This is a genomic window from Streptomyces mutabilis (assembly GCF_014649815.1).
GTDB classification, from domain to species: domain Bacteria; phylum Actinomycetota; class Actinomycetes; order Streptomycetales; family Streptomycetaceae; genus Streptomyces; species Streptomyces mutabilis.
This window is the reverse complement of the sequence record NZ_BMTT01000007.1, coordinates 135,105-160,852: the sequence shown is the minus strand read 5'-3', so window position 1 is coordinate 160,852 and position 25,748 is coordinate 135,105. Positions and strand designations below refer to the sequence as shown.

Genomic DNA, 25,748 nt, shown 5'->3' with positions numbered 1-25,748 from the left:
TTGAGAGAGCATGTCTGATTCCCACTCCGACAAGAACGTCCAGGACGAGGTCTCCGAGCTGGAGACCAAGTCCGTCACCGCCGCGCGGCTGTTCGACATCCGGCGGATCATCGGCGGGCTGTTCGTGGTCTACGGCGTCATCGTGACGATCGCGGGCTTCGTGGCGTCCGACGACGAGATCGACAAGGCGCAGGGGGTGAACATCAACCTGTGGACCGGGCTGGGGATGCTGGTGCTGGGGCTGTTCTTCCTGGCGTGGCTGAAGCTGCGGCCCACGGCTCCGCCGCCGCCCTCCGCCGAGGAGGGGGCGGGGGAGTGACGCGGGTGCCGTGACCGGGATGCGGGTGCCGGGGGGGGCGCTGGGTGCGCTGCCCGGCGTTTCCTCCGCACCCGGCGTGGGTGTGGGCGCGGGGGCGTCGCGCGGCCCGGCGCAGCGGGGTGCCGCTGCGCCCACCCGTGCCGCCCTTGGGGGGGCACCTCCCAGACCGTCAAGGCACCGGGGAAGGCACGACTGCCCGCAGCTGCGCCGCAGGCGCCCCGCCCGACCGCCGTAGGCACCCGCTCAACCGCCGGAGGCACCCGCCCGGTCCAGCAAGCCCGTTCTGGCCGCCAACGCCGCCGCCTCCAGCCTCGACCCCACGCCCAGCTTCATCAGCACCCGCTGCACGTGCGTCCGGGCCGTGGACGGGGCGATGCCCATCCCCGCCGCGATCAGCCGAGTGTCCTCCCCCTCCGCGACCCGCACCAGCACCTCCACCTCCCTCGGCGTGAGCATCTGCAGCAGCCGCTGCCCCTCGTCGTCGGGCTGGGCCGCCGGGTTCAGCAGCTCGCCGAACGCCCCCTGCAGGAGCGTCGGCGCCACCGCCGCCTCCCCGGCCCGCGCCTTCACGATCGCGCGCTCGACGCCCTCTATCCGCTCGTCGTGCCGCACGTACCCCGACGCCCCGGCCGCGAACGCCGCCGCGATCCCGCGGGGGCTCGGGACCGGGCCCAGCACCAGCACCGCCACCTGCGGACGCTCCCGCTTGACCCGCACCACCGGATCGAAGATCCCCGGCTCGGCCGGTGTCGCCGTCCCCAGCAGGCACACCTCCGGCGCCCGGCTGATCACCAGCTCCGCCGCCCCCGCCGCCGGCGCCGCCGCCGCGAGCACCCGGTGCCCCCGCAACTTCAACGCCGAGGCCAACGCCTCGGCGAGCAATCGGTGATCGTCGACCACCATGAGTCGTACACCCATCGAGCAACCCCCCAGTCACCCTCCCCAGTCCCCCGGAAGCTACACGCTGGGGCTCCCTCGCGCTGCCCCTACCGGCAAGAACCGTCCCGGATCACCGGCAATCCATGCAACACGGCCCCGCCCCCGGGACGGGGCCGTGCGGGCAGCGGAACTCAGCCGCTCGTGCCGAACGCGATCGCCAGGTACTCCTTGTCGTCCGCGCTGGTCGGCTCGCCGGCGTACACCTGCGACATGTACAGGCGGCCCTGCGAGTACCGGATCTCGGAGTAGTCCGGCGACATCCTGGACTCCACCTCCCGCACCGCCTCGGTCGCCGGGTTCTCCAGCAGGGTGGTCTGCTTGAACGTCCCGCCGTCGATGCTCACGACCTGGCCGCCCTTGTCGTACGGCGGCCGCTTGTACGCGATCACGTTGCCGCCGTCCATGCGCAGCGGGGTGATGGTGTAGTCGTCGCCGGCGTCGGCACGCTCACCGGTCTGCTTCCCGGTGGTGAGGTCGAAGGCGACGACCTCGTTGGTGCGGCTGTAGGACTCGCCGCCGCTCTCGTGCTCCTCGGTCGCGATGTAGAGCCGGTTGTTGCCGACCGCCAGACCACGGCAGTCCTCGACCTCGGTGATCGATTCGCAGCTGGCTCCGAAGTCGTCACCCGGCGCGGAGATGCGGTTCAGGAGCTTGCCGGTCTTGTTGTCGATGGAGAAGAAGTCCGAGATACCGCTTCCGTCCCCGGCGGAGTCGCCGACGTCGGCGGCGACGACGAGCGGTTCGGTGGAGACGACGGCGGCGTACTCGATGCCCTTGGCCATCTTGTACTCGGAGATCACCTTCCCGCTCTTCGGGTCGATGGTCTGGATGTTCAGCTGCCGGGCGTCGTACGAACCGCACTTGCGCACCGCGACCAGCTTCTCGCCGCCGCCGTAGCCGGCGTCGTAGCAGGTGTCGGTGGGCTTGGGGGACCAGAGCAGGTCACCGGTGGCGATGTCCCAGGCGATGCCGCCGTCGGTGCTGCCCGCGGCGACGGTGCCCCCGCTCAGCGTCACGTTGTCCAGGGACATCGGCCGGCCGCCCGTCTCGACGGGCTTGGTCCACGCGGTCTTGCCCGCCGCCAGGTCGAGCACGGCGATCTCCGAGCAGGACTGCGGCTCGGTCTTGGTCGGCATGGCGGGCTTGTAGATGATCGCCGTCCTGTTGTCCTCGGTGATCCGGTGGGTGGCCTCGCACACCGGGCCGGGCAGGTCGATCGTCCAGGCCTTGCTGCCCTTGTCCCGGTCGTAGCCGACGATCTCCGCGATGCCGGTTTTGGCGTACACCTTGTCGGTGAGCCAGGAGCCGGTGGTGGGGATGCTCGAGGTGTCCTTGGGGACGGCGGGCGCCGGGACCTGGAAGAGCACCTTGGACGCCGGGTCCGAGGGCACCTTCTCCTCGCCGCCGGAGGACTTGCCGCCGGAGCCGCCCTTCCCGTCCGTACCGTCCTTGCCGCCGGAGCTCGCGGTGTCGTCCTTGCCTCCGTCGTCGCCGGAGGAGCTGGCGTACCAGACACCTCCGCCGACGATCAGCGCGATCGCGACGACGGCCGACACGATGATCGCCATCTGGGCGTTGCTCTTCCGGCCGCCGCCGCCCGGCCCGCCGGCCTGGGGCTGCATCGGCATGGTCGGCGGCTGGTAGCCGTACCCGTACTGACCCGGCTGCCCGGGCTGCCCCGGCTGCCCGTACGGAGGCGTCGGCTGCTGGCCGTACGCGCCCGGCTGCTGCTGCCCGGGGTAGCCGTAACCGGGCTGCGGCTGCGGCGGGGTCTGCGGATACCCGTACCCGGGCTGAGGCGTCGGCCCGGACGGCGGGGCCGCCGGAGGAGCCTGCGGGGGCGTCTGCGGGTAGCCGTAGCCCGGCTCGGGCGCCTTGCCGAGGTCCGGCCCGCCGGGCGGCGGGGTGGGCGGCTGCGGTGGCTGGTTCTGCGGCGGGCCGAAACCGCCCCCCTGCGGGGGCTGGTTGGGCGGCGGGGGCGGCGGCTGGGTCATGGCGTGAGTACCTCGGGAGGGGGGACGGGGACGACGGCGGGCGTCGGGAACGAGCGGAAGAAGAAGGTCACTTGCCGAAGGCGAGCATCAACTTCTCCTTCGCTTCGTCGTTCCCGGTCAGGCGGGTGCTGGAGATGAAGAACCGCCCGTCGACCCAGTCGATGTCCTTGGAGTAGAAGCTGTTCTCGATGTCCGCGACGGCCTGCGGGTTCTGCAGCAGCTTGCTCGGCTCGTGGCTGCTGCCGCCGGTCGGGATCGACACGACCTGGCCGCCCGCGTCGTAGGACGGCTGGACGTACGCGATGAGCTGGTCGCCCTCGACCTTCATCGGCATCATCGACTCGTCCGCGGGGGACTTCGCGCGCCACTTCTCCTTGCCGGTGGCCAGGTTGATCGCGACGATCTCGTTGGCACCGGTGGTCGCCTCGGTCGGCAGGTAGAGGGTCCCCCCGCCGACGGCGACGCCCGCGCAGCCCTGGAGGTCGCGTTCGAGGATCGCCCAGCCGCACTCGGGGGCGAAGTCCTCGTCGACGCCGACCTGTTCCTGGACCTTGCCGCCGGAGGTGAAGGCGGAGATGTTCCAGACCTTCTTCTCCTCGTCGGTGGCGTAGACGACGAGCGGGTCGACGGAGTAGGCGCGGCCGACCCGCCAGCCCTTCTCGTACGCGTAGGTCCACAGGACCTTGCCGGTCTTCGGGTCGAGCCCCTGGAGTTCGTCGTGCGCGTTGTTGCCGCCGGCGCCGCAGGAGGCGACCTGGACCAGCTTGTTCGCGCTGCCCGCGAACCCGGCGGGGAAACAGGCGTCGCCGTACTTCTTCTTGTCGTACAGCTTCTTGCCGCTGGTGACGTCGTACGCGGTGCCGGACTGCGAGCGGCCGACCATCAGGGTCTTGCCGCTGACGGTGAGCTCGACGGAGAGCGTGGAGTCGAAGAGCTCGCCGTCCTCGACCTCCTCCGTCCAGCCCTTCTGGCCGGTGGCGAGGTCGACCTCCTGGAGCTTGTTGCACTTGGCGCGGTCGCTGGAGCCGCTCATGTACGCGACGACGATCTTGTCGTCGGCCGTCTTCTCCGGGGTGACCGCGCAGATCTTCTCCGGGAAGGTGATCGGGTCCCAGCTGGGCTTGCCGTCGCCGACGTCGTAGGCGAAGACCTGCTTGTAGGCCGCCTTCACCGCCGCCTTGTCGGTGATCCACATGCCGTCGGCGTCGGCGCCGGAACCGGGGGCGTCGGGCGCCTCCTTGTACCACAGGACCTCGGACTCGCCCGCCTGGCGGCCCTCGTTGAGGTTCTCGGGGTCCTCGCCGCCGTCACCGCTGCCGTCACCCGGGTTGACCGGGGCGCCGCCGCCGGAGCCGGAGGGCTTGGGGTCGTCGCTCTTGCCGGCGACGGGCTTCTTGTCCTTGTCGTCGCCGGTCGACGTGACCGCCCAGACGCTGCCGCCGATGACGAGCAGGGCGGCGACGGCGGCGCCGATCGCCAGGGCCGGCTTGCCCCTGAACGGGTTGCGGGACCCGGGGCCACCGGGCGGCGGGGTGCCGGGCGCGCCCGGGAACTGCGCCTGCGGGTAGCCGTATCCCGGCTGACCGGGCTGCTGGGGCTGACCGTACGGGCCGGGCTGCTGCGGCTGGGCGTACGGGCCGGAGTTGTACGGTCCCGGCTGGCCGTAGGGACCCGGCTGGCCGGGCTGCCCGTACGGTCCCGGCTGACCGGGCTGCTGCTGCGGGTATCCGTGTCCCGGCTGCTGCGGCGGCGGGCCGGACGGCGCGCCCTGCGGGGGCGGCGGCGTCTGCGGCTGGCCTTGCGGGGCCGGCGCCCCGAAGCCTCCCGGCGGTGGATCCTGCGGCGCTCCGAAGCCACCCTGCGGCGGCTGGTTGGGCGGCTTGCTCATCAGCGCGTTCCCCCTTATGACTCACTGATTTCTAGCCACGTCCCGAGGTACGCGCTGGCCTCGGAGTCGTTTCACGGCAGTCGTTCAGACAGTTCTCGGACGGCCTTTCTATCACCCGGGCCGAAGCGCACACCGGGCCGCGCCCTCCCCTGTTCCCAAGGGAGGACCGGCCCGTGATGCCTCCGTTACGCGCCTTCACGCCTTCTTCACGCCATGCGCGCTGCGCCCCCTGCGCGCAGGGGCTCAGGCGTCCTCGGCCAGTTCCAGCCAGCGCATCTCCAGTTCCTCGCGCTGACCGGCCAGTTCCCGCAGCTCGGCGTCGAGTTCGGCCACCTTCGCGAAGTCCGTGGCGTTCTCGGCGATCCGCGCGTGCAGCTTGGTCTCCTTCTCGGAGACCTTGTCCAGCTGCCGCTCGATCTTCTGGAGTTCCTTCTTGGCGGCACGCACGTCGGCGGCGCTCTTCTCGGCCACGGCGGCGGCCGGCTTCGCCGCGGCGGCCGGGGCGTTGGCCGCGGCGGACTCCTCCATCCGCTGCCGCCGCTCCAGGTACTCGTCGATACCGCGCGGCAGCATCCGCAGGGCGCCGTCGCCGAGCAGGGCGAAGACCCGGTCGGTGGTCCGCTCGATGAAGAACCGGTCGTGGGAGATGACGATCATCGACCCGGGCCAGCCGTCGAGCACGTCCTCGAGCTGGGTCAGGGTCTCGATGTCGAGGTCGTTGGTGGGCTCGTCGAGGAAGAGGACGTTGGGCTCGTCCATGAGGAGCCGCAGCAGCTGGAGCCGCCGCCGCTCACCGCCGGAGAGATCCCCGACCGGCGTCCACTGCTTCTCCTTGCCGAAGCCGAAGGTCTCGCACAGCTGCCCGGCGGTCATCTCCCGCCCCTTGCCCAGGTCGACGCGCTCGCGGACGCGCTGCACGGCCTCCAGCACCCGCCAGTTCGGGTCCAGCTCGGCGACCTCCTGGGAGAGGTACGCCAGCTTGACGGTCCTGCCCACGCGCACCTGCCCGCCGGCCGGCTGCTGCTCGCCCTCGCTGCGGGCGGCCTCGGCCATGGCCCGCAGCAAGGTGGTCTTGCCGGCGCCGTTGACGCCGACCAGGCCGATGCGGTCGCCGGGGCCGAGCTGCCAGGTGACGTGCTTGAGCAGCACCTTGGGGCCGGCCTGGACGGTCACGTCCTCCAGGTCGAACACGGTCTTGCCGAGCCGCGACGAGGCGAACTTCATCAGCTCGCTGCTGTCCCGGGGCGGCGGCACGTCGGCGATCAGCTCGTTGGCGGCCTCGACGCGGAAGCGCGGCTTGGACGTCCGCGCGGGCGCCCCGCGCCTGAGCCAGGCCAGCTCCTTGCGGACCAGGTTCTGCCGCTTGGTCTCCTCGGTGGCGGCGATTCGCTCGCGCTCGGCGCGGGCGAAGACGTAGTCGGAGTAGCCGCCCTCGTACTCGTACACGTCACCGCGCTGCACGTCCCACATGCGGGTGCAGACCTGGTCGAGGAACCAGCGGTCGTGCGTCACGCACACGAGCGCGGAGCGCCGCTCGCGCAGGTGCTTGGCGAGCCAGGCGATGCCCTCGACGTCGAGGTGGTTGGTGGGCTCGTCGAGGACGATCAGGTCCTGCTCCTCGATGAGCAGCTTGGCCAGCGCGATCCGGCGCCGCTCACCACCGGAGAGCGGCCCGATGACGGTGTCCAGTCCCTGCGGGAAGCCCGGCATGTCCAGCCCGCCGAACAGCCCGGTCAGTACGTCGCGGACCTTGGCGTTGCCCGCCCACTCGTGGTCGGCCATGTCGCCGATGACCTCGTGGCGGACGGTCGCCTCCGGGTCGAGGGAGTCGTGCTGGGTGAGGACGCCGAGGCGCAGCCCGCCGGAGTGGGTGACCCGGCCGGTGTCGGGCTCCTCCAGCCTGGCCAGCATCCGGATCATGGTCGTCTTGCCGTCGCCGTTGCGGCCGACGACACCGATGCGGTCCCCTTCGGAGACGCCGAGGGACACGCCGTCGAGGAGTGCGCGGGTGCCGTATACCTTGCTGACGTTCTCGACATTGACCAGGTTGACGGCCATTTCTCTCCTGCCTGGGGGACGATCAGCCTTCAAGCGTAGGCCCTCCGGGGGGCGGGGTGGGGCGGGCGGGTGCCGTCACTCGCTGTAGTGAGGTGATGCCGAAGGCCCGGCTACCGTGGTGAGTGGGCAACAGGATCCCGTCCATGGGCATGAGCCATGGCCGCCGAGTCCGTCGGGCTGCAGCGCCGTTTCCACTACCTTGCGATCAACCTGCTGTTCGACGGACTGCAGAGCCCGGGAACTCAGTGTGGTGCGGGAGATGACCGCCGTCATCGACAAGCGCAACGCACGACCACCTGGGGATCAGCGTCCCCTATGACACCACGAACTGACCGCGCCCTCGGGGCCCGCTGACGCCTTTCACACCACCGAAGCCCCCGCCGCCGCCCCCACCGCCGTACGCACGTCCCGGCACGTCCCCGAGGCCCGCAGCACCCCGGCGATGTCGGACGCGGCCCCGGAGTCCGCGGCGAGGAAGGCCGTAGTCGGCCCCGAGCCCGAGACCAGCGCCGCCAGCGCTCCCGCCGCACGCCCGGCCGCGAGGGTGTCCCCCAGTTCGGGGAAGAGGGAGAGCGCGGCCGGCTGGAGGTCGTTGGAGACGGCCACGGCGAGCGCGGCCGGGTCGCCCTTGGCGAGGGCGTCGAGGACCGCCTGGTCGGCGACCGGCTCCGGAATGTCCAGGCCCTCCCCCAGCCGGTCGAACTCGCGGAAGACGGCCGGCGTGGACAGCCCCCGCGTGGCCAGCGCGAACACCCAGTGGAAGTCGCCGCCGACCTCCAGCTCCATCAGCCTCTCGCCCCGCCCGGTGCCCAGCGCGGCCCCGCCGACCAGGCTGAACGGCACGTCGCTGCCCAGCTCGGCGCAGATCTCCAGCAGCTCCTCGCGCGAGGCGCCGGTGCCCCAGAGGGCGTCGCAGGCGACGAGTGCGCCGGCGCAGTCCGCGCTGCCGCCCGCCATGCCGCCGGCGACGGGGATGTCCTTGGCGATGTGGAGGTGCACGTCGGGTTCGCGGCCGTACCGCTCGGCGAGGGCGAGTGCCGCGCGGGCGGCGAGGTTGGTGCGGTCCAGGGGGACCTGGTCGGCGTCCGGGCCCTCGCAGGTGACGCGGAGTCCACCGGCGGCCGGGGTCGCGGTGACCTCGTCGTACAGCGAGACGGCGAGGAAGACGTTGGCCAGGTCGTGGAAACCGTCGGGGCGGGCGGCGCCGACCGCGAGCTGGACGTTGACCTTGGCGGGGACGCGGACCGTCACGCTCACTTGCTCGTCACTCCTTGTGTTCGGCGATACGCGCGAACTCTTCCACGGTCAGCGCCTCTCCGCGCGCCTGCGGCGACACGCCCGCGGCGACGAGGGCGGCCTCGGCGGCGGCGGCCGAACCGGCCCACCCGGCCAGGGCGGCCCGCAGGGTCTTGCGGCGCTGGGCGAACGCGGCGTCGACGACGGCGAATACCTCGCGCTTGGAGGCGGTGGTCTGCAGCGGCTCGGTACGCCGGACGAGGGACACGAGTCCGCTGTCGACGTTGGGCGCGGGCCAGAAGACGTTGCGGCCGATGGAACCGGCCCGCTTGACCTCGGCATACCAGTTCGCCTTCACGGAGGGGACGCCGTACACCTTCGAGCCGGGCCCGGCGGCGAGGCGGTCGGCGACCTCGGCCTGGACCATGACGAGGGTGCGCTCGATGCTCGGGAAGGTGTCGAGCATGTGGAGGAGGACGGGCACGGCGACGTTGTAGGGCAGGTTCGCCACCAGCGCGGTCGGGGCGGGGCCCGGCAGGTCGGTGACGTGCATCGCGTCGGAGTGGGCGAGCGCGAACCGGTCGGCGCGCTCGGGCATGCGGGCGGCGACGGTGGCCGGCAGGGCGGCGGCGAGGACGTCGTCGATCTCGACGGCGGTGACCCGGTCGGCCACCTCCAGCAGGGCCAGGGTGAGCGAGCCGAGACCCGGTCCCACCTCGACCACCACGTCGTCGGGGCGTACCTCGGCGGTGCGGACGATACGGCGGACCGTGTTGGCGTCGATGACGAAGTTCTGGCCGCGCTGCTTGGTGGGGCGTACGCCGAGGGTCGCCGCGAGTTCGCGGACGTCGGCGGGACCCAGGAGGGCGTCGGGGGTGGGGCTGCTCACCCCGCAAGGGTAGCCGGGGGCGGGCGCGGGCCGGTCCGGGCCGATGGGGGGCGCTTCCCGAGCGGGCGGGGCCGTCGCCGGTCAGCCCCGCAGGCGTGCGCCGCAGTGCGGCCAAGCGTCGGCGCCGCTGCGCACGTAGAGCTTCTTCGCCCGGTACGTCTGCTCGGCGGGTGTCGCGTCCTCGGGGCGCCCTTCGCCGCCGAGGCCGCGCCAGGTGGCGGTGTCGAACTGGTAAAGGCCCCCGTAGGTGCCGGACGGGTCGACGGCGTGCGGGCGGCCGCCCGACTCGCAGGCGGCGAGGGCCTGCCAGTCGAGGTGGTCGGCGCCCCGCACGGACGCGGGCCGGGCGCGGGTGCCGACCCGGACGATCTGCGGGCGGGGCTCGCGCACCAGATCGGTGCGGAGCATGCGCGGTCTCTGCCGGACGCCGTTGACGGTGCGCACGGCGTACGTGGTCCGGCGGAGGCCGGGCTGTCCGGCCTGCTCGACGACCTCCGTGCCCCGGTAGAGGGAGGGGTCCGCGGAGCGTCGTACGGCGAAGGGGACCGGGTCCTCGCGGACCTCCTGGGAGCCGGAGATCCGCAGCACGGTGACGGTCTGCCCGTCGCGGGGGAAGCCGGTACCGGGGACGGACGTGGTGTCCTCGCCGCGCAGCGTGACCCCGGCCTCCTCGACGGCCTGGCGCACGGTGGCGGCGATGGTGCGGACGGTGCGGGCCCGGCCGTCCGCCATGACGGTCACCACGCGCTCGGTGCGCACGTCCAGGGCCAGGCCCTCGCGTCCGATGCGCCGGGACGCGGGGGCGGAGAGGTACGCGCCCTGGACGCGCACGCCGAGTTGCCGAAGCGCCCCCTCCACCGTGTCGGCGGTCGTCCACACCTGGTGCCGCCGACCGTCGAGGGTGAGCAGGACGGGGCGTCCGCGGCGGACGGTGACCTCCTCGCCGCTGCTCAGCCGGGTGCCGGGGGCGGGCGTGATCACGTCGTGGGCACCCACCTGGACGCCCTCGTCGGCGAGCAGTTCGGTCACGTCGTCGGCGAAGGTGTGCAGCGTGCGCGGGGTGCCGTCGACGGTCAGCTCGACGGCCTTGTCCTTGGCGACGAAGGCGGTGGTGCCGCCCGCGAGGAACGCCAGGACCAGGGCACGCGGCACCAGCCGACGCAGGGAGCCGTCCGCGGGCCCGGTGCGGCGTTCCCGGCGCCGACGCGCGGCCCGGCCGCCCTGCGGAGCGGGAACCGGCACCGGGCGGGCGCCCCGCGGAGCGGGGACCGGTACCGGACCGCCGCCCTGCCGGGGCGGCGCGGGGCGGCAGGTGTCGCCGTACGGCAGGGTCGGCGCGCTGTGGACGTCGTACGTCCCCTTCGTGCCGTACGGCACCCGGTTCTCGTGGGTCTCGGTCTTCGTTCCGCTCACGCCGACACGCTCCAGGGGTCCGGATCGGGCCCCCAGAACCTAGCGGAGCACCCGTCACTCTCCAAAGTCGCGCGGACACCCAGCGTGGCGAACGGGTGCCGGGCGGGCTCAGTACCCGAAGGCGCGTGCGGTGTTCACGGCCAGTGCCGTCGCCAGCGTGTCCTCGTCGACGCCCCGTACGGCGGCCATGGCGCGGACGGTGACCGGGATCAGGTAGGGGGCGTTGGGCCGGCCCCGGTAGGGCGCCGGCGTCAGGAACGGCGCGTCGGTCTCCACCAGGATCAGCTCCCGCGGGGCGACCGCGAGGGCGTCGCGGAGGTTCTGGGCGTTCTTGAAGGTGACGTTGCCGGCGAAGGACATGTAGTAGCCGGCGCTCGCGCAGATCCCGGCCATCTCGGCGTCGCCGGAGTAGCAGTGGAAGACGGTGCGCTCGGGGGCGCCCTCCTCCTTGAGAACGCGCAGGACGTCGGCGTGGGCGTCGCGGTCGTGGATGACCAGGGTCTTGCCGTGCCGCTTGGCGATCTCGATGTGGGCGCGGAAGGACCTCTCCTGGGCCTCCTTGCCCTCGGGGCCAGTGCGGAAGTGGTCCAGTCCCGTCTCGCCGACGCCCTTGACCTGCGGGAGGGCCGCGAGGCGGTCGATCTCGGCCAGTGCCTCGTCGAGCGCCGCGTCCCCGCCGGGCTCACGCCCAGGGTCCCCGTGGACGATGCGCGGCGCCTCGTTGGGGTGCAGGGCGACGGTGGCGTGGACGGCGTCGTGGGCCGCCGCCGTCTCGGTCGCCCAGCGGGAGCCGGCGAGGTCGCAGCCGACCTGGACGACCGTGGTGACGCCGACCGACGCGGCCTTGGCGAGGCCCTCCGCCACCGTGCCCGCCTGCATGTCGAGGTGGGTGTGGGAGTCGGCGACCGGTACCCGTAGGGGTTCGGGGAGCGGCGGCGCGTCGTTCTTGTCGGAGCGGCCGGAGGCGTTCGAAGGCATGCCTCGATCCTACGGAAGCCCTGCGAACGCCCCGCGAGGCTCCGGCGGGTCAGCTCGCCCCGCGGTGGAGGTGGAGGGCGTGCAGGAGGCCGCCCAGGTGCCGGTGCCCGCGCCCTGCGGTCAGGCCCGGCGCTCCCGGTCCCGGCACCTCGGGCACCACCTGGCCGGCCGGCACCTGCGGCACCTCCAGGGGTCCGGCGGGCGGCACCCGGTGCAGGCCGTCGGAGGCGCCGCGCACCAAGGCGACCCGCCCCGGCCGCATGATCCGCACGACGTGGTTGTCGCAGTTGGCGCAGGTCGGCCGGGTCAGCGGGGAGGGTACGACGCGGCCGTCCGCGACGTAGAGCACGAATTCACGGCCGTCGGCGTCCTTGTGGTGCTCGATCTCGAACGACTGCTCCCAGCCGTGCCCGCAGCGCATGCACGCGAACGAGTACGACTCGTGGACGACGCCGGTGGCGCCCGCGCGCAGTCCGGTCCGCGCCGTGCTCTCCCTGATGCCCATTCCGGCTCCTCCGCTCGCTCGGCGTTCTGGCTGCTGCCTCCTCCAGTGGACTCCTCCACCAGCGCAGAAGCACGGGATCTGCCAAGTGTTTGAGCCGATTTGGGCCGCCCTTGGCGCTGAGGCCGAATCGTCAGGAACGAGTCAAGCGCGGCCGGAAAGGACCTCTCCGCGTCACCCCGCGTTCTTGGCCGCCACCACCGCGTCGAACACCTCGCGCTTGGGCAGGCCCGCCTGCGCGGCGACCGCCGCGATGGCCTCCTTGCGCCGCTCCCCCGCCTCTTCGCGCACCCGCACCCGGCGCACCAGTTCCGCCGCGTCGACCTCCTCGGGGCCGTGGTCCGGGGCGCCCTCGACGACGACGGTGATCTCGCCGCGCACGCCCTCGGCGGCCCACGCGGCCAGCTCGCCCAGCCCGCCGCGCCTGACCTCCTCGTACGTCTTGGTCAGCTCCCGGCAGACGGCGGCCCGCCGCTCGGCGCCGAACGCCTCGGCCATGTCGGCGAGCGTGTCGTCCAGGCGGTGCGGGGCCTCGAAGTACACGAGGGTCCGGCGCTCGCCGGCCGCCTCGCGCAGCCGCGCCCGCCGTTCGCCGGCCTTGCGGGGCAGGAAGCCCTCGAAGCAGAACCTGTCGACGGGCAGCCCGGACAGGGCGAGCGCGGTGAGCACTGCGGACGGGCCGGGCACGGCGGTGACCCGGACGTCGCGTTCGACGGCGGCGGCGACCAGCCGGTAGCCGGGGTCGGACACGGACGGCATCCCGGCGTCGGTCACCAGCAGCACGCGCGCGCCGCCCGCCAGCTCCTCGACCAGCTCGGGGGTGCGGGCGGACTCGTTGCCCTCGAAGTACGACACGACACGCCCGCGCGGCGTGACGCCCAGCGCCTGGGTGAGCCGGCGCAGCCGCCGGGTGTCCTCGGCGGCGACGACGTCGGCGCCGGCCAGTTCCTCGGCGAGCCGGGGCGGCGCGTCGCGCACGTCGCCGATGGGGGTGCCCGCCAGTACAAGGGTTCCAGTCACTCCCCCATCCTCCCAGGGACGCGCCAGGACCGGTCCGGGGCGTGCGCGGGACGTGCACAGCGCGGTTCCCTACGATGGCGCGGTGACCAGTACCGCGTCCTCCACGGACACCCGGCAGGACCAGGCCCCGCACGAGCAGCGGCCCGCCTGGCAGCAGCGGCTGCGCCGCTTCGGCTACACGGCGCCGCCCGCGGCCGACGACGTCCGCGACCGGCTGGTGCCCCCGTACACGCGCCCCGGTCCGCGCCTGTGGGTCTTCCTCGGCCTGTCGAAGACGCGTGCCGAGCGGATCGTGCGCTGGTCGGCGTGGGGCGGGCCGCTGCTGGTGGCGCTGCTGGCGGGCGTGCTGCGGTTCTGGAACCTGGGCAGCCCGAAGGCGGTGATATTCGACGAGACGTACTACGCCAAGGACGCGTGGGCGCTCATCCACCGGGGCTTCGAGGTCAACTGGGACAAGGACGCCAACGACCTGGTCCTGAACTCCGGCGGCGACGTGCCGATCCCCGCAGACGCGGCGTACGTTGTGCATCCGCCGGTCGGCAAGTACGTCATCGGGTTCGGCGAACTGCTGTTCGGGTTCGACCCGTTCGGCTGGCGGTTCATGACCGCGCTGCTGGGCACGCTGTCGGTGCTGCTGCTGTGCCGGATCGGTCGGCGCCTGTTCCGCTCGACCTTCCTCGGCTGCCTGGCGGGCGCGCTGATGGCGGTGGACGGGCTGCATTTCGTGATGAGCCGCACCGCGCTGCTGGACAGCGTGCTGATGTTCTTCGTGCTGGCGGCCTTCGGCTGCCTGGTCGCCGACCGCGACTGGGGGCGCGGGAGACTCGCCGCCGCGCTGCCCGTGGACGCCGACGGCCGGGTCCGCCCGGACGCGGACATCGCCGAGACGTTCCGATTCGGGTGGCGGCCCTGGCGGCTGGCCGCGGGGCTGATGCTGGGCCTGGCGGCGGCCACCAAGTGGAACGGCCTGTACATCATGGCGGCGTTCTGCGTGATGGCCGTGCTGTGGGACGTGGGCACCCGCCGGGTCGCGGGCGCGCACCGGCCGCACCTGTCCGTCCTGAAGTACGACCTCGGCTTGGCGTTCCTGTCGACGGTGCCGGTGGCCCTCGGCACCTACCTGCTGTCCTGGCTGGGCTGGATCCTCTCCCCCGCCGACGGCACCGGCGGCTACTACCGGGACTGGGCCGCGACCGACGGCGAGAACAGCTCCTGGTCGTGGCTGTTCCCGGACTGGTGGCGCAGCCTGTGGCACTACGAGACGCAGGTGCTGGAGTTCCACACGCACCTCACCTCGCCGCACACGTACCAGTCCAATCCGTGGAGCTGGATCGTGCTGGGCCGCCCGGTCTCCTACTTCTACGAGTCGCCCTCACCCGGCTCGGACGGCTGCCCGGCCGACGCCGGCGAGAAGTGCGCCCGCGAGGTGCTGGCGCTGGGCACGCCGCTGCTGTGGTGGGTGGGCTGCTTCGCGCTGCTGTACGTGCTGTGGCGCTGGGCCTTCCGCCGGGACTGGCGGGCGGGCGCCATCGCATGCGGTGTCGCGGCCGGCTATCTGCCGTGGTTCCTGTACCAGGAGCGCACGATTTTCCTCTTCTACGCCGTCGTCTTCCTGCCGTTCCTGTGCCTGGCGGTGGCGATGCTGCTGGGGGCGATCATCGGCCGGCCGGGCTGCGGCGACGCCCGGCGGGTCGCGGGGGCGACGGGCGCGGGCGTGCTGGTGCTGCTGATCGCCTGGAACTTCATCTACTTCTGGCCGATCTACACGGGGACGGCGATCCCGATGGAGGACTGGCGGGCGCGGATGTGGCTGGACACCTGGGTCTAGGTGTATCGATCACGAGCGTTGTCAACGCTGGCGGGGCTTGATCATGGCGAGGACCTCCGGTGTGGTGGAGCTGTCCAGGACTGCACCGCACGGAGGATGACCCTGCGTCATCCGTACGAGAACGACCGTCTGCGCTTCGATCGGCACACGCGCCCGTACCGGGCGGTGGACGCCCTCCGGTCGGAGAGTCTGCTGCGCCACCTCGTCGACGAAGGGAAGCTGTCCCTGCTGGTGCCCCGGAATGGGTGGGCCGCGCCGTCGGGCAGGCGACGGCGGAGGCCATGGCGACGGCCGGCCCCGGCAGTCTCTGACCGTCCCGTCCCGCCGGATCTCCTTTGGGCCACCAAACGGAAACATTCGTACCGTTGCTCACCTCCGTGCGCCTAGAGTGCAACCACAACTGCTTCTGAACGCGTTCAAGAAGGCGGGCGGAAGGTCCGACGGGGAGGGGACTGCCGATGGGCAGGGGGGTGAAGGTCGCCGTCATAGGCGGCGTGTTCGCCGTGATGGTGGGCGGGGCCGGGTACGGCACCTACAACATCGTGTCCGCGCTGGACGGCGGGGGCGGCTCGGGGAGCACCGGTACGGCGAAGAAGAGCGGGCCGCCCGGCGAGGACGAGGTCGCGGAGACGACCGAGAAGTTCTTCACGGCCTGGGAGAAGGGCGACGCGGCCACCGCGGCGTCGTACACGAACAACGCCTCGGTGGCGGGGACGCTGCTCACGGCGTACGGCGAGGCGGCGCACATCACCGACGTGGACGTCACGCCCGGCACGGCGACCGGCACGAGCGTGCCGTTCACGGTGAAGGCGAAGGTGTCGTACGAGGGCGCGAGCAAGCCGCTGACGTACAGGAGCGAGCTGACGGTGGTGCGCGGGGAGACCACCGGGCGGGCGCTGGTCGACTGGCAGCCGTCCGTCGTCCATCCGGAGCTGAAGGACGGCGACACCCTGGTCACCGAGGAGTCGGCGACCCCGCAGATCCAGGCGATCGGCCGCGACGGCACCGTGCTGACCAAGGAGAAGTACCCCTCCCTCGACCCGGTCCTCGCCACCCTGCGGGAGAAGTACGGCGACAAGGCGGGCGGCACTCCCGGCGTCGAGCTGGTGGTCCGGCACACGGCCGCGAACACCCCCGACACCCCGCTGCTGACCCTGGCCGAGGGCAAGCCGGGCAAGCTGGAGACGACGCTCAGCGCGAACGTGCAGGCGGCGGCCGAGAAGGCCGTGAAGCGGTACGGCGAGTCCTCCGTGGTCGCGGTCGAGCCGAGTACCGGCGAGGTGCTGGCCGTGGCGAACAACCGGGCGGACGGCTTCAACGCGGCGTTCCAGGGGCGGGTCGCACCCGGCTCCACCATGAAGATCATCACCGCCGCCATGCTCATCGACAACGGCGTGACCTCGATGAACGGCCCGGCGCCCTGCCCGGACACGGCGACCTGGCAGAGCCAGACCTTCAAGAACCTCACCGGCATGGCGCCCGACGAGGGCGCCACGCTCGCCAACACCTTCATGCGCTCCTGCAACACGGGCTTCATCAAGCTCATCGACGAGGAGCCGCTCACGGACTCCTCACTGACGGCGGAGGCCGAGGAGCGCTTCGGGCTGGGACGCGACGACTGGCAGACCGGCATCGTCTCCTTCGACGGCAGCGTCCCCGCGTCCGGCGGCCCCGACCGCGCGGCCAACGCCATCGGCCAGGGCCAGGTCCAGATGAACCCCCTGAACATGGCCTCGGTGACGGCGACCGCGATCACCGGCGAGTTCCGCCAGCCCTACCTCGTCTCCCCCGACCTGGACGGCCGGCAGCTGGCCACCGCCAAGGGCCTGCCGCAGAGCACCGCCGCCCAGCTGAAGCAGATGATGCGGCTCACCGCCACCCAGGGCACCGGCGCCGCGGCCATGTCCGGGCTCGGCGGCGACATCGGCGCGAAGACCGGGTCGGCGGAGGTCGACGGCAACGCCACCTCCGACAGCTGGTTCACCGGCTTCCGCGGTGACGTCGCGGCGGCGGCCATGGTCCAGCAGGGCGGCCACGGCGGTGACGCGGCCGGCCCGATCGTCGCGGACGTGCTGCGCGCCGGCGGCTGAACCGGACCGGCGGTACTCCGCCGGGGACTCGGCACGTTCGGGGTCCCCCGTCATCCGCGCGGCGAGGGTGCGTGCCGACGCCGGGGCACGGACGGGGGCCCGGAACCGACCTTAGGGTGGTCACCGTCGTTGTAGGCGTGCGGCAGTGCGACAGCAACGGCCGGGACACCGACGGGCAGCGCGAAGGAACGGGACGCAGTGGGCAGCAGAAGGGCCGCCGCCGAGCGGCGCAGGACGAGACCCGCCGTGATCGGCAGTGTGGCCGCCGTGGTCGTGGCCGGTGCCGGATTCGGCGCCTACGCGATGTACGACGCCGGCGGCGGGAAAACCGACGGGACCACGTCCGCTGCGGCCGGGGAGAAAGTGAAGTCCGGCCCGCTGACCGCGGCCGAGGTCACCTCTACGGCCCAACGCTTCCTCACCGCGTGGCAGAAGGGCGACGTGGCCGGCGCCGCCGCCGCCACCGACGACGCCGAGGCCGCGAAGGCCCTGCTGACCGGCTACGGCAAGGACGCCCGCATCAAGGACGTCACGCTCACTCCGGGCACCCCGGCCGGGGAGAAGGTCCCGTTCTCCGTGAAGGCCACCGTCGCCCACGAGGAGACCAGCAAGCCGCTCGCGTACGACAGCGCGCTGACCGTCGTCCGGCGGGCCGGCGACGGCGAGCCCCGCGTCGACTGGCACGCCGCCGTCGTCCACCCGGAGCTGAAGGACGGCGACAAGCTGGTCACCGGGGAGGCCGGAGACCCGCCGGTCAAGGCGCTGGACCGGGACGGCGCGGAACTCACCGCCGCGAAGTACCCCTCCCTCGGCACCGTCCTGGACGGCCTGCGCGAGAAGTACGGCGAGAAGGCCGGCGGCACCCCCGGCATCGAGCTGCGCGTGGTCCGCGGCAAGGCGTCCAAGGCGGCGAAGGCCTCCGACAAGACCTTGCTGGAGCTGAGCGAGGGCACGCCCGGCACCGTGAAGACCACCCTGGACCCCGCCCTCCAGGCCGCCGCCGAGCAGCAGGTGGCCGGCAAGGCGCGGGCGTCGGTGGTGCTGCTGCGCGCCTCCACCGGGGAGATCCTCGCCGTCGCCAACGGCGGCCACGGCTTCAACACCGCCTTCCAGGGCTCGCTGGCGCCGGGCTCCACGATGAAGGTCGTCACCGCCTCGATGCTGATCGAGAAGAACCTGGCGTCGACGGACGAGAAGCACCCGTGCCCGAAGTACTTCAGCTACGGCGGCTGGAAGTTCCAGAACGACGACGAGTTCGAGATCAAGGACGGCACCTTCAAGGCGAGTTTCGCCCGCTCCTGCAACACCGCCTTCATCAGCCAGGCCCCGAAGCTGGAGAACGACGACCTGACCAAGCAGGCGAAGGAGGTGTTCGGCCTGTCCATGAACAACTGGTCGGTCGGCGTGCCCACCTTCGACGGCTCGGTGCCGGTGCAGAGCGCCGCCCCCATGGCCGCCTCCCTCATCGGCCAGGGCGGGGTGCGGATGAACCCGCTGAACATGGCGTCCGTGGCGGCGACCGTGAAGGCGGGCACCTTCCACCAGCCGTACCTGGTCTCCCCGTCGGTCGACGGCCGCGCACTCGCCACGGCCTCCCGCACGATGTCGGCGTCCACGCTGGCGCAGCTGCGCGAGCTGATGTCCTACACCGCGGCCGCCGGCACCGCGGCGGAGGCGATGGCCGGGGTCGGCGGTGACGCCGGGGCGAAGACCGGTTCGGCGGAGGTCGACAACCAGGAGAAGCCCAACGGCTGGTTCACCGCGTACAAGGGCGACCTGGCCGCGGCGGGCGTGGTCCAGCAGGGCGGCCACGGGAGCGAGAGCGCCGGCCCGATCGTGGCGGCGCTGCTCAAGAACGCGGGCTGACGAGCGGGACCGGCCGGTGGCTCAGTGGGCCACCGGCTGGGCCACCGCCGTGTAGGTGCGGCGCAGGAACCGCATGAGCGCCTTGGTCTCGAACTGCACCACCGAGCAGCCCTGCGGGGAGTGGAACTCGACGACCGTCTGGACCCGCCCGCACGGCCACACCCGCACGTCGCCGGTCCCGGCGGGCGCGCGCAGGCCCTGCTCCAGCAGCGCACGGGAGAAGGCCCATTCGCGGGAGGCGGGGGCGCGTCCCCGCGCGGGCAGCGCGACGCACACCGACCGAGGGTCGTGGTCGGGGTCGTAGCGCAGTACGACGGGTATCGCTCCGCCGTCGTCCCAGTCGGGGAGGTCCGCGTCGGTCAGGATGTGGGCTCGTACGTACTGTTCGACCACGGACATCGGATCGCCCCTAGCGCTCTGTGACCTATGCGAAAGCCGTGCGTTCCACCCTCCTCAAATGTCCCATATTTTCCCGTTCATGCCTTTTGGGGGCGAAGATCACTTCTGGCCGTTGGTGGCGGCGCCCGTGCGAGCCGTGAGGAATCGCAGGTGCCCGGCGACGGTTGCATCCACTGTCGCAGGCGATCCGAAGGGACGGGTGGGGAAGTGAGCGCGGACGTGGACGTGCACGGAACGGTGGCCGAGGGGTTCGAGCCGGTCAGGGACGCGTTCGCACGGAACTTCACCGCGCTCGGGGACAGGGGCGCGGCGGTCGCCGTCTACCGGGACGGGCGCAAGGTCGTCGACCTGTGGGGCGGCACGAGGGACGTCGACGGCACCGAACCGTGGCGCCGGGGCACCGCGCAGGTGGTGCGCTCGGCCACGAAGGGCGTCGCCGCCGCCGTACCGCTGCTGCTGCACCAGCGCGGGGAGCTGGACCTGGCCGCGCCGGTGGCCGAGTACTGGCCCGAGTTCAAGGCGCACGGCAAGGAGCGCGTGCTGGTCCGGCACGTGCTGAACCACCGGGCCGGCCTGCCGGTCCTCGATCGCCCGCTCACACCCCAGGAGGCGCTGGACCCGCTGCGGGGCCCCGAGGCGGTCGCCGCGCAGGCGCCCGTCTGGGAGCCGGGCACCGACCACGGCTACCACGCGCTCACCTACGGCTGGCTCCTGGACGAGCTGGTGCGCAGGGTGACGGGCGGCCGGAGCACCGGTGAGTGGATCGCGGACGAGATCGCACGCCCGCTCGGCCTGGACCTCTGGCTCGGTCTGCCGGCCGCGGAGGAGGCGGCGGGCCGGACCGGACGGGTCGGGCGCGTCGAGGACCCCGAGCCGTCGGGCACCGGCCCGCGCCTGCGTCCCAAGCGCGCCGTCACCGAGGCCTACGCGGACCCGGATTCCCTCACCCGCCGCGCCTTCGCCGCGATCACGCCGTTCCCCGACCAGAACGACCCCGCGTACCGAGCGGCGGCCCTCCCGGCGACCAACGGCATCGCGACGGCGGACGGGCTGGCCCGCTTCTACGCGTCGCTGATCGGCGGGGTCGACGGCGTGACCCGGCACCCGCGGCTCTTCGACCCGGCGACGACGGCACGGGCCCGCGCCGAGGAGTCGTCCGGTCCCGACCGCGTCCTGGCCGTCGGCACCCGCTTCGGCCTCGGCTACATGCTGCACGGCAGCGCGTCGCCGTTCCTGTCGCCGGGCTCCTTCGGCCACCCGGGCCGCGGCGGCGCGCTCGGATTCGCCGATCCGGAGGCCGGTGTCGCCCTCGGCTACGTCACCAACGGTTTCCGCAAGACCGTGACCGCGGACCCGCGGGCGCAGGCACTGGTGCGGGCGGTGCGGACGTCGCTCGGCACGGACGGCTGAGGAGCCCGCCCCGGTTCACACGTGGATCGGGTGGGACGTCCTCCCGGACGCCGCGTCGATCTCGTCGTGCGCTTTGGTGAGCAGTTGCATCGCCAGCTCGTTCAACGCGCGTGCGCCGGCGACCTCTTCGCCGACCCTCGGCTGCTGGGGGTCCACGCGGTGGCGGCTGGCGTGGCCTTGCGCGCGGACCTCGGTGCCGTCGGGGAGCCGCACCATCGCGACCGCCCGCGTGTGCTGGTCGTCCTCCATGAACTCCAGCTCGACATGCCATCCCACTGCGGTGTGCATCATGACGATCACCTCCGGAACACTTCCTTCCAGGGTGCTCCTCGCGGGCGCCGTACGCATCATCCCGCCGGTCCGGTTCATCCCGTGTGCAGCATCAGCCCGATGCCGACGACGAGGAGGCCCGCCGCCGCGAGCCGGGGCGCGCCGAACCGTTCCTTGAAGAAGAGGGCGCCGATCGCCGCGCCGACCAGGATCGAGGACTCGCGCAGCGCGGCGATCGGGGCGAGTTCGGCGCGGGTCTGCGCCCACAGGACCAGCGCGTACGCGGCGACGGACAGCACCGCGCCGAGCAGTCCGAGCCGGGCGTGCGGGCGCAGCAGCGTCCACGCCCCGGCGCGGTGGCGGTACAGGAAGTACGCAGGCAGGACCGTCCCCTGCACGGCCATCAGCCAGGCGATGTACCCGAGGGAGGATCCCGAGGCGCGTACGCCGAGCCCGTCGACGACCGTGTACGCGGCGATGGTCACGCCGGTGGCCAGGGCCGCGCCGATCGCCGCCCAGTCGGGCCGGCGCCCGCGCAGTCCCCACAGGGCGACACCGGTCAGGCCCGCGCAGGACAGCAGGACGCCGGTCGCGGCCCAGCCGTCGGGCACCTCATGGGCGAAGACGGCGGCGAGGACGGTCACCAGCAGCGGTGCGCTGCCGCGCGCGATGGGATACGCCTGTCCGAAGTCGCCCAGCCGGAAGGACCGCATCAGCAGCGCGTAGTACGCGATGTGGATCGCGGCGGAGACGAGGAGGTACGGCCACGCGCCGGCCGCGGGGAACGCCGTGAACGGCAGCAGGACGAGCCCGATGAGCATGCCGCCGCCCGAGATCAGCGCGAAGCCGGTCAGCTTGTCGGTGATCCGGTGGGCGATGGCGTTCCAGGCGGCGTGCGTCACGGCGGCGAGCAGGACGGCGCCGGTTACCAGCGGGGTCACGCGGAGCGCTCGCGCACGTCCACGAGGGTGGCGCCGGCGGTGGCGACGAGGTCCTTGGGCTCCATCGGGAAGACGGCGTTCGGGGTGCCCGCGGCGGCCCAGACGACCTCGTGGGCGAGCAGGGAGCGATCGGCGAGTACCCGGGTCCGTTCCCGGTGCCCGAAGGGCGGCACGCCCCCGATGGCGTATCCGGTCGTCTCCCGTACGACGTCGGCCTTGGCCCGTGTCACCTTCTGCGCGCCCAGCTCCTCGCGGACCCGCTCGACGTCGACGCGGGAGGCGCCGTCCATGAGGACCAGCACGGGCACGCCGTCGGCGGCGAAGATCAGCGACTTGCAGATCTGGCTCAGCTCGCAGCCGATCGCGGCGGCGGCCTCGGCTGCGGTACGGGTGGCCTCCGGGAAGCGCCGCACCTCGGCGATGAGGTCCCCGAGGCCGAGTGCGCGCAGGGCCGCGGCGAAACGGGGGTGGGCGACGAAGGCTCCGGAGGTGTCGTCGTTGGTCGTCATGGTCGGCACCGTAGCGGTACGTGCGGCCCGCGGGCGACCGGGTTGCGGGCCGCGCGCGACGTCCGCACGACAGGAAGCCGGTGAGGGCAGCCCCGTCCCCACGGAGCCCTCACCGGCTGGTCTGTGTCCTCCTGTCAGAGGTGGCGGGTCAGGTGCGTACCAGCGCCCGGCCCTCGTCCTTGTCGTCGTCGCCGAGGCCGCGCAGGCCCTCGCCCTCGACGTCCACGTCGGGCAGCGCGCGGTCCAGCCACTTCGGCAGCCACCAGGCCTTCTTGCCGAGCAGGGCGAGGACCGCCGGGACGATGGCCATGCGGACCACGAACGCGTCGAAGAAGACGGCGATCGCGAGGCCGAAGCCGATCATCTTGACCATCGATTCGCTGGAGCCGATGAAGCCGGCGAAGACCGCCATCATGATGACCGCCGCGGCCGTGACGACCCGGGCGCCGTGCTTGAAGCCGGTGACGACGGCCTGACCGGGCTGCTCGCCGTGGACGTACGCCTCCCTCATGCGGGTGACCAGGAAGACCTCGTAGTCCATCGCCAGGCCGAAGACCACGCCGACCATGAAGATCGGCATCATCGACATGACCGGGCCGGTCTCCTCGACGCCCATCAGGCCGGACAGCCAGCCCCACTGGAAGACCGCGACGACCGCGCCGAGCGCCGCCATGACGGAGAGCAGGAAGCCGAGGGCCGCCTTCAGCGGGACCAGGATCGAGCGGAAGACCACGATCAGGAGGAGGAAGGCCAGGCCGACGACCAGGACCAGGTAGGGCAGCAGCGCGTCGTTGAGCTTCTGGCTGACGTCGATGTTCATCGCCGTCGAGCCGGTGACCAGGGTCTCCGCGCCGGTGTCCGCCTCGATGTCGCCGCCCGCGTCGCGGATGGCGTGCACCAGGTCCTCGGTCCGCACGGAGGACGGCTTGGAGTCCGGGACGACGGTGATCGTCGCGGTGTCGCCGCCCTTGTTGGGCTGGGGCGGGGTGACCGCCATGACGTCGTCGAGGCCCTCGATCTCGTCGGAGACGTCGGTGAACACCTGCTGCGGCGCGTCGCTGCCCTTGGCGTCCACGACGACCATCAGCGGGCCGTTGAAGCCGGGGCCGAAGCCCTCCGAAAGCAGGTCGTAGGCCCGGCGCTGGGTGGTGGACGTCGGCTGGGAGCCGTCGTCGGGCAGGCCCAGTTCGAGGGAGGCCGCGGGGACGGCCGCCGCGCCGAGGCCGACGACGCCCAGCAGGAGCACAGCGAGCGGGCGGCGGACGACGAAGCGCGCCCAGCGGGTGCCGAGGTTGGCCTTGGGCTGCCCGCCCTCGGGCTGCTCCGCCCCCTCGTCCGCGCCCTTGCGAGTGCGGCCCAGCAGCTTGCTCTTCGCGCCGGCCGGCTTGACCCGGCGGCCGGCGTAGCCGAGCAGCGCGGGGACCATCGTCAGGGCGATCACGACCGCGATGGCGACGGTGCCGGCGGCCGCGATGCCCATCTTGGTGAGCATCGGGATGTTGACGACCGCGAGACCGACCAGGGCGATGACGACCGTGAGGCCGGCGAAGACGACCGCCGAGCCCGCGGTGCCGACCGCCCGTCCGGCAGCCTCCTCGCGCTCCCGGCCCTCGGCGAGTTCCGCGCGGTAGCGGGAGACGATGAACAGGGCGTAGTCGATGCCGACCGCGAGGCCGATCATCATCGCCAGGATGGAGGTGGTGGAGCCGAGTTCCAGCGCGCCGGCCAGTGCCGTGATCGAGGAGACACCGATGCCGACGCCGATGAGGGCGGTCAGGAGCGGCAGTCCGGCCGCGACCAGTGAGCCGAAGGTGATGACGAGGACGACGGCGGCGACCGCGATGCCGATGATCTCCGTGGCGCCGGTGTGCGGAACGGCCTGGAGCGCGTCACCACCGATCTCCACGGTCAGCCCGGCGTCGCGCGCCTGCTGGGCGGCGTCCTCCAGGGCGTCCTTGGTGGAGTCCTTCAGCTCCATGCCGGAGACGTCGTACTTCACCGAGGCGTAGGCGATCGTGCCGTCCTTGCTGACCGCGTTGCCCGCGTACGGGTCGGCTACCGAGGCGACCTCGGAACCGTCGGCCAGGTCGAAGACGGCCGCCTCGACGGCCGCCTTGTTGCCGGCGTCGGTCATCTTCTCACCGGCCGGTGCCTTGAAGACGACGCGTGCGGTCGCCCCGTCGGCGCTGGTGCCGGGGAAGCGTTCCTCCAGCAGGTCGAAGGCCTTCTGGGCCTCGGTGCCGGGGACGGAGAAGGAGGTGGTGCCGGCTGGCGGGGCACTGGCGGCGCCGACGCCGGCGAGCGTCAGCAGGGCCACCCATATCAGGGCGACGAAGTGCCGCCGTCGGAAGGCGAGCCGGCCGAGTCTGTAGAGGAACGTGGCCACGGGGGCGTACTCCCGGTCAGGTCGTGGGGTCTTCAGGGCAGGGGTGATCAGCCCGACGACGACGTGAGCGGTGACGTCAGGTGGGGCTCAGCTACAGGGACGTGTCAGGGGGTGGTGTCGACGCCGAGGGCGGGGAGGATCACGGCGTCGATGTAGGAGACGAGGAACGCCCGGGTCGGCGGCTGGTCGTCGAGCAGCGTGCGGGTGGCGAACCCGCCGACCATCATGTGCAAGAGGAAGTCCAGCGCCGGACAGTCCGGTCTGATTTCGCCCCGGTCGACGGCGCGTTGCAGCAGGCGCCGGAACTCCGCCATCTCCGGTTCGATGAGCTGGTCCCGGAACGCCTGGCGGAGGTCCGGGTTCTGGTGGAGGGCCATGGCCACACCCCGCATCAGCGCGGAGTTCTGCTCCATGGTGCAGTCGTCCTCGCGGGCCATCAGGGCGTGCAGGTCGCCGCGGAGCGACCCGGTGTCCACGTCGCTGATCTCGCCGGGCTTGTTGTGCCGGATGGCCTTGACGACCAGCTCGGGCTTGCCGCCCCACTGGCGGTAGAGCGTCGCCTTGCTGGACCGGGTGCGGGCGGCCACGGCGTCCATGGTGAGGGCGTCGTAGCCGACTTCCCGGAGCAGGTCGAGCACGGCCTCGTACAGCTCGGCCTCGCGCTCGGGAGTGATCCGGCTGCGACGTGCGCTGGTGACCTCGGTCATCTCGCTCACTCCTCTCCTTCTCCGGTCGCTCCACTCAGGAACGACACCGTTTCGTACACGGCCAGGATACCCCCACCCCTAGCGAAACGAAACGGTTTCGTTCGTG

21 protein-coding genes are annotated in these 25,748 nt (G+C 72.5%); 5 read left to right on the top strand and 16 right to left on the bottom strand.

Annotation, left to right across the window (positions count from 1 at the left end; genetic code table 11):
• Positions 1-10: 10 nt before the first annotated feature.
• Entirely contained in the window at positions 11-319 is a 309-nt protein-coding gene (locus IE142_RS17240) for a hypothetical protein (RefSeq protein WP_191886595.1), read from the top strand.
• A gap of 243 nt (positions 320-562) precedes the next feature.
• Here the strand turns inward: IE142_RS17240 and IE142_RS17235 are convergent, their stop codons facing one another.
• The 10 genes from IE142_RS17235 to rsmI all read right to left on the bottom strand — a co-directional run bounded on the left by IE142_RS17235 (position 563) and on the right by rsmI (position 13,236).
• The gene (locus IE142_RS17235) at positions 563-1,237 is read right to left on the bottom strand and encodes a helix-turn-helix transcriptional regulator (RefSeq protein ID WP_191886594.1); all 675 of its coding nucleotides are present in this window, start codon (positions 1,235-1,237) and stop codon (positions 563-565) included.
• Positions 1,238-1,389: 152 nt separating this feature from the next.
• Positions 1,390-3,252 (bottom strand): outer membrane protein assembly factor BamB family protein, encoded by a 1,863-nt coding sequence (locus IE142_RS17230; protein WP_191886593.1) that lies wholly within the window; start codon positions 3,250-3,252, stop codon positions 1,390-1,392.
• A 67-nt stretch (positions 3,253-3,319) separates the two neighbouring features.
• Positions 3,320-5,140: an outer membrane protein assembly factor BamB family protein gene (locus IE142_RS17225; RefSeq protein ID WP_191886592.1), complete on the bottom strand. Its 1,821-nt coding sequence runs from the start codon at positions 5,138-5,140 to the stop codon at positions 3,320-3,322.
• Between the two features lie 243 nt (positions 5,141-5,383).
• On the bottom strand, positions 5,384-7,198 hold the full coding sequence (locus IE142_RS17220; protein WP_191886591.1) for an ABC-F family ATP-binding cassette domain-containing protein: 1,815 nt from the start codon (positions 7,196-7,198) through the stop codon (positions 5,384-5,386).
• A 360-nt stretch (positions 7,199-7,558) separates the two neighbouring features.
• Complete coding sequence (locus IE142_RS17215; protein ID WP_191886590.1) at positions 7,559-8,455, bottom strand: 4-(cytidine 5'-diphospho)-2-C-methyl-D-erythritol kinase; 897 nt, start codon at positions 8,453-8,455, stop codon at positions 7,559-7,561.
• A 7-nt stretch (positions 8,456-8,462) separates the two neighbouring features.
• Complete coding sequence (gene rsmA, locus IE142_RS17210) at positions 8,463-9,323, bottom strand: 16S rRNA (adenine(1518)-N(6)/adenine(1519)-N(6))-dimethyltransferase RsmA (RefSeq protein ID WP_191886589.1); 861 nt, start codon at positions 9,321-9,323, stop codon at positions 8,463-8,465.
• A gap of 81 nt (positions 9,324-9,404) precedes the next feature.
• Complete coding sequence (locus IE142_RS17205) at positions 9,405-10,736, bottom strand: resuscitation-promoting factor (RefSeq protein WP_229830602.1); 1,332 nt, start codon at positions 10,734-10,736, stop codon at positions 9,405-9,407.
• A 108-nt stretch (positions 10,737-10,844) separates the two neighbouring features.
• Positions 10,845-11,714, bottom strand: coding sequence for a TatD family hydrolase (locus IE142_RS17200; RefSeq protein WP_191886588.1), 870 nt, complete (start codon positions 11,712-11,714; stop codon positions 10,845-10,847).
• A 49-nt stretch (positions 11,715-11,763) separates the two neighbouring features.
• On the bottom strand, positions 11,764-12,219 hold the full coding sequence (locus IE142_RS17195; protein ID WP_191886587.1) for a hypothetical protein: 456 nt from the start codon (positions 12,217-12,219) through the stop codon (positions 11,764-11,766).
• 171 nt (positions 12,220-12,390) lie between these two features.
• Positions 12,391-13,236, bottom strand: a complete 846-nt coding sequence (gene rsmI / locus IE142_RS17190) for a 16S rRNA (cytidine(1402)-2'-O)-methyltransferase (protein ID WP_043372157.1) — start codon at positions 13,234-13,236, stop codon at positions 12,391-12,393.
• Positions 13,237-13,318: 82 nt separating this feature from the next.
• Between rsmI and IE142_RS17185 the strand changes: the two genes are divergently transcribed.
• The 3 genes from IE142_RS17185 to IE142_RS17175 all read left to right on the top strand — a co-directional run bounded on the left by IE142_RS17185 (position 13,319) and on the right by IE142_RS17175 (position 19,020).
• Positions 13,319-15,064 carry a dolichyl-phosphate-mannose--protein mannosyltransferase gene (locus IE142_RS17185; RefSeq protein WP_191886586.1) on the top strand — a complete coding sequence of 582 codons (1,746 nt, stop codon included), beginning with the start codon at positions 13,319-13,321 and terminating at the stop codon, positions 15,062-15,064.
• Between the two features lie 458 nt (positions 15,065-15,522).
• Positions 15,523-17,154 carry a penicillin-binding transpeptidase domain-containing protein gene (locus tag IE142_RS17180; protein ID WP_191886585.1) on the top strand — a complete coding sequence of 544 codons (1,632 nt, stop codon included), beginning with the start codon at positions 15,523-15,525 and terminating at the stop codon, positions 17,152-17,154.
• Positions 17,155-17,352: 198 nt separating this feature from the next.
• Positions 17,353-19,020, top strand: a complete 1,668-nt coding sequence (locus tag IE142_RS17175; protein ID WP_191886584.1) for a penicillin-binding transpeptidase domain-containing protein — start codon at positions 17,353-17,355, stop codon at positions 19,018-19,020.
• Between the two features lie 21 nt (positions 19,021-19,041).
• Here IE142_RS17175 and IE142_RS17170 read toward each other — a convergent pair whose 3' ends face one another.
• The gene (locus tag IE142_RS17170; RefSeq protein ID WP_191886583.1) at positions 19,042-19,419 is read right to left on the bottom strand and encodes an SsgA family sporulation/cell division regulator; all 378 of its coding nucleotides are present in this window, start codon (positions 19,417-19,419) and stop codon (positions 19,042-19,044) included.
• Positions 19,420-19,638: 219 nt separating this feature from the next.
• On the opposite strand from IE142_RS17170, the gene IE142_RS17165 reads away from it, so the two are divergent.
• Positions 19,639-20,829, top strand: a complete 1,191-nt coding sequence (locus tag IE142_RS17165) for a serine hydrolase domain-containing protein (RefSeq protein WP_191886701.1) — start codon at positions 19,639-19,641, stop codon at positions 20,827-20,829.
• A 15-nt stretch (positions 20,830-20,844) separates the two neighbouring features.
• Here IE142_RS17165 and IE142_RS17160 read toward each other — a convergent pair whose 3' ends face one another.
• The 5 genes from IE142_RS17160 to IE142_RS17140 form a co-directional block, all read right to left on the bottom strand.
• Positions 20,845-21,120, bottom strand: coding sequence for a DUF1876 domain-containing protein (locus IE142_RS17160; protein ID WP_191886582.1), 276 nt, complete (start codon positions 21,118-21,120; stop codon positions 20,845-20,847).
• A 74-nt stretch (positions 21,121-21,194) separates the two neighbouring features.
• Positions 21,195-22,040 carry an EamA family transporter gene (locus IE142_RS17155; RefSeq protein ID WP_191886581.1) on the bottom strand — a complete coding sequence of 282 codons (846 nt, stop codon included), beginning with the start codon at positions 22,038-22,040 and terminating at the stop codon, positions 21,195-21,197.
• Positions 22,037-22,549 carry a YbaK/EbsC family protein gene (locus tag IE142_RS17150; protein ID WP_191886580.1) on the bottom strand — a complete coding sequence of 171 codons (513 nt, stop codon included), beginning with the start codon at positions 22,547-22,549 and terminating at the stop codon, positions 22,037-22,039. The genes IE142_RS17155 and IE142_RS17150 overlap by 4 nt, the downstream gene beginning before the upstream one ends.
• 148 nt (positions 22,550-22,697) lie before the next feature.
• Positions 22,698-24,935 carry an MMPL family transporter gene (locus IE142_RS17145; RefSeq protein WP_191886579.1) on the bottom strand — a complete coding sequence of 746 codons (2,238 nt, stop codon included), beginning with the start codon at positions 24,933-24,935 and terminating at the stop codon, positions 22,698-22,700.
• A gap of 104 nt (positions 24,936-25,039) precedes the next feature.
• The gene (locus tag IE142_RS17140) at positions 25,040-25,642 is read right to left on the bottom strand and encodes a TetR/AcrR family transcriptional regulator (protein WP_191886700.1); all 603 of its coding nucleotides are present in this window, start codon (positions 25,640-25,642) and stop codon (positions 25,040-25,042) included.
• Positions 25,643-25,748: the final 106 nt, after the last annotated feature.